The 3,914-nt window shown below is 62.3% G+C and carries 3 protein-coding genes; 1 reads left to right on the top strand and 2 read right to left on the bottom strand.

Annotation, left to right across the window (positions count from 1 at the left end; genetic code table 11):
• Nucleotides 1–510: hypothetical protein (locus KBA48_RS32675; RefSeq protein WP_292912846.1), on the bottom strand; the 510-nt coding region annotated here is incomplete at its 3' end.
• Complete coding sequence (locus tag KBA48_RS32670) at nt 507–2,768, bottom strand: TonB-dependent receptor (RefSeq protein ID WP_292912845.1); 2,262 nt, start codon at nt 2,766–2,768, stop codon at nt 507–509. The genes KBA48_RS32670 and KBA48_RS32675, both read right to left, overlap by 4 nt.
• 219 nt (nt 2,769–2,987) lie before the next feature.
• Between KBA48_RS32670 and KBA48_RS32665 the strand changes: the two genes are divergently transcribed.
• Nucleotides 2,988–3,914: TonB-dependent siderophore receptor (locus KBA48_RS32665; RefSeq protein ID WP_292912844.1), on the top strand; the 927-nt coding region annotated here is incomplete at its 3' end.

Here is a 3,914-nt window from a genome sequence, read left to right as displayed (position 1 = left end):
AGCGCGAATGATGCGGTTGTCGGCCAGGGTCCAGGCTATGGCCGCGCCCCAGACCACCGGCACCAGCAATCCCCCGACCACCAGCCGTGTCTGGGCCGCACCCGGCACCCAGACGGCATAGGCGATCCCGATTGCCAGGGCGGCGATCATGCCGATCGGTCCCGCCAGCGACCAGCGCAGGACCGTGCGCCAGGTGGAGCCGGGCCGTTCCAGCGGTTCTGGCGCCAAGCTGTCGCGCACCGCCCGCCCGGCACGGGCGGTACGGATTTGAAAACCCGTTGCCACCAGCAACAGCGCCACCACGGGTATGAGCGCCAAGGCAATGAAGGGGCCACGCATCGTGCCCAGCACCCAGGCCGGACCGATCAGGCCGGCGGCCAGCAAGGCCCAGCCGGACAATAGCCAGGGCAACCGGCCCCGGTCACCACCGAGCTGCCAGGAACGGCGCAAGGCCCAGGCACCGCCCAGCGCGCCCGCCAGGATCAGCATGAAGGGCAGAAGGTCGCTCACAGCCGCCCCTCCAGCATCACGCCCACCACGCGCGGCGCCCCCAGAAGGGCCTGCTGCGCCGCAGCGTACTCATACTGCTTGTACTTCTCGTCGAACAGATTGTTGGCGAAGACAGAAACGGTCCAGTTTTCATACTCATAGGCCAGCTTGGTATTCACCAGGGTGCGCGCTTCAAGCTGCATATTCTCCTGCGGGCGGGAGACATCGCCGAACACCTCGCTGCGGTGGCTGCCATTCACATTCAGGGCAAAGCCGTCGCCGAAGCGGACATTGACCCCGGCCGCCAAGGTCCAGCGCGGGGCGTAGGGGAATTCCAGGCCCGACAGGTCGGTGGCCGATCCGACATTGGTCTGGAATTCATCGAACTTCGTGCGGGTGTGGCCCAGCGAGGCATACCAGTCGATATCGGAACTGATCTTGTGGGTCAGTTCCACTTCCCCGCCATAGACATGCGACTTGCCGGCGTTCACCGTGTGATAATCGTAGAGGTTCAGGCCGAAATTGACCGTCGTCTGCTGATCCTTCCAGTCGATGTAATAGGCATTGGCGTTCAGGGTCAGACGCCCATCCAGCCATTGCGAACGCAGCGACAATTCATAGTTCCAGGTGAATTCCGGATCATAGGAAAAGGCCTGCGACCGCGCCGTGTTGGCCGTGGTCCCACCCGAGCGGTAGCCGCGTTGCACCAGAAAAGTGGTGGACAGATCGTCGGTCCAGGCCCATTCCGCCCCCAGCTTGGGCAGCCAGGCGTTGAAATTACGCGTGGAGCGCGGCGTGGCGCCCGATGCCTGATCGACCAGTCCCTGCACACCGCCATTGATGGCCGTGATCAGGGGGGCATAGGGACCAAAGGCTGCCGGGTCAGGATAGGTTCCCGCAAAGGCCGCGGTCTGCGTGACGGTGACGATGTTGCGCTCGTGGTCATAGCGCAGGCCGGCCAGCACCGAGAACTGATCGGTCAGTTCCAGGCGACCGTCGGCGAACAGCGCCATCGTCTCCACCTTCATCGGCAGATCGGCACTGTACTGAACCGGGATGGTGGGCAGGGCATTCACATAAAGGTTGGCGAGTTGCCCCGCCGTGGCCGCATCGAACCCGGCCCCTTGCAACAGCAGGGATACCTGATTGGCCGGCGTGGGCACCAGGGTCCGGCTTTCGGAACTGGCTTGCTGGTCACGATGATAATAGTAGGCGCCGAGCAGCCCCTTCAGCCAATCCGCATCATGATGCAGGCGCAACTCCTGGGAGAAGGTCTTGTACCGGGCCGGATTGACGCCATAGCTCACCGGCTGGGCGGTATTGTCGCCATCATAGGCCCGCCGATGATCGACATCGCTGTAATTGCTGACGGCGCTCAGCGAGGTACGGTCGGCGATGTCGTAATCCAGTTCCAGATTGACGATATCGGCCCTGGTATCGCTGCTGTTGGGATAATCACCATAGGCGACGCGGTTATCATAATAATCCGGGACCGCCGTGCTGGCATAGGTGAAGGTGTAGCCAGCCTGCTTCTTGAAATGCGTGTAGCCCAGCCGCGCCTCCAGCCCCGGCAGCGCATCCGGTGTCCAGAGCAGCTTGGCGCGGAGATTGGTGCTGTCCAGCGGCTCTTCCGGCGTGTTGCGGGTGACATTGTGGATGAAATTGTCGCTGTCGCGCTTTTCCGCAGCGATACGAAACGCCAGTTCATCGGCCACCAGCGGTCCGCCGCCAGCCAGGGCGAAGCTGGTCGTGTCCTCCTTCGACAGGATGGCCCTGCCCTTCAGGTCCCAGTGGAAGGTGGGGTCCTGCGACCGCAGCACGATGGCGCCGGCCAGGGCGTTCAGCCCCTGCAAGGTGGATTGCGGCCCCCGGAAAATCTCGATCTGCGCCAGATCCCAGGTGTCGGTGGGCCCCGCCCCGACGATCCCGTCCGGCAACGCGGCCCCATCCAGATAGATGGTGGCCAATGGGGCATCACCGCCCCCCGACACCCCGCGATCGGCAATGCCGCGAATGGTGAAGCCCGATGAGCCATAGGTCTCCGCCATGTTGGCGGTGCGCTGAATAATCTCCTGCAAGGACTGGATATTTTCTTCCTCCAGCCGCTGACCGGTGGTCACCGCAACAGAAGCGGCCGTATCCTGAAGCGACCGCGCCACCTTCTCTCCGGTCACGATGATCTCGGTTTCCATCGTGGCATCAACAGGCTGTGCGACAGCAGCGTTTGACAGCGCCAGCAAGGCGATGGTGCCGGCACAAACGACATTCGATCTGGACATGGTTACCCTCCCCCACGGGTCGGTGCTGTGTTACTGATTATATTGAATGAGAGTCAATCGCATTCGCATATATGGTTCTACGCACATTCAGCGACGATGGCGGCACAAACACCCATGCACAGCATGCAGCATACATATGCAGTTAAGAGTCATTCGCATTTTGATCTCACCCGATTAAACACCATGCGAATAATTCTTAATACGTTTTGGAGCCCTGTCATGTCTGTCCGCCCCTCTTCCCTATCGGCCAATCGCTTGCTGCTTCTGCCCTTGCTGCTGGGCAGTGTGTCGGCCCCGGCGCTGGCCGACGCCGTATCAGGCGATGTGCAGCAAGTGGCGGAGGCCATTGACCGCGATCAGATCGTGGTGGTGGGGGAACGCGCCCGCAGGGCCAGCGGCGCCACCAAGACCGACACGCCCATCGCCGTCACGCCGCAATCCATTGCCGTCATTACGGCCGAACAGATGCTGGAACGCGGCGCATTGTCTGTGCAGGATGTGCTGCTCTACAGCGCCGGCGTGCGCTCCGACGCCTATGGCAATGACAGCCGTGTCGACAGCTATCTGGTGCGCGGCAGCCGCCCGCTCCAGTATCTGGACGGCATGCGCACCTCCTATGACAGCTACAATGTGGCCCGCTCCGATACCTATATGCTGCAACGGGTGGAGGTGGTGAAGGGACCCGCCTCGGTCCTTTACGGCCAGGGCAGTGTGGCCGGCGTGGTCAATCTGACCAGCAAGCGCCCCGAATTCACCGCCGCGAACGAGGTGATCCTGAGCTATGGCAACTATAATCGCAAGCAGGCGCAGTTTGACCTGACCGGTCCGATCGACGCAGCGGAAACCCTGGCCTTCCGTGTCACCGGTCTGGTGCGCGATGCGGGGACCCAGGTCGATCATGTGGACGATGATCGCTGGTTCATCGCCCCGCAACTGACCTGGCGCCCCACCGACCGCACGGAAGCCACGATCCAGCTTTACCACCAGAAGGACGATACCGGCCTCACAACCCAGTTCTTCCCCTGGGCCGGCACGCTTTATGACAATCCCAATGGCAAGGTCGGCTTCTCCACCTTCATCGGGGAGCCGGATTTCGACCAGTTCAAGTCCGAACAGACCAATGTGTCCGCCTTCCTGGCGCAGCAG

It is taken from the genome of Niveispirillum sp. (assembly GCF_017996735.1).
GTDB lineage: Bacteria > Pseudomonadota > Alphaproteobacteria > Azospirillales > Azospirillaceae > Niveispirillum.
This window is presented reverse-complemented; position numbering and strand designations above follow the sequence as displayed.

Bases quoted from the DNA above. Each gene is read 5' to 3' on its own strand.
- KBA48_RS32670 (WP_292912845.1), bottom strand. From the start codon at position 2,768: ATGTCCAGATCGAATGTCGTTTGTGCCGGCACCATCGCCTTGCTGGCG.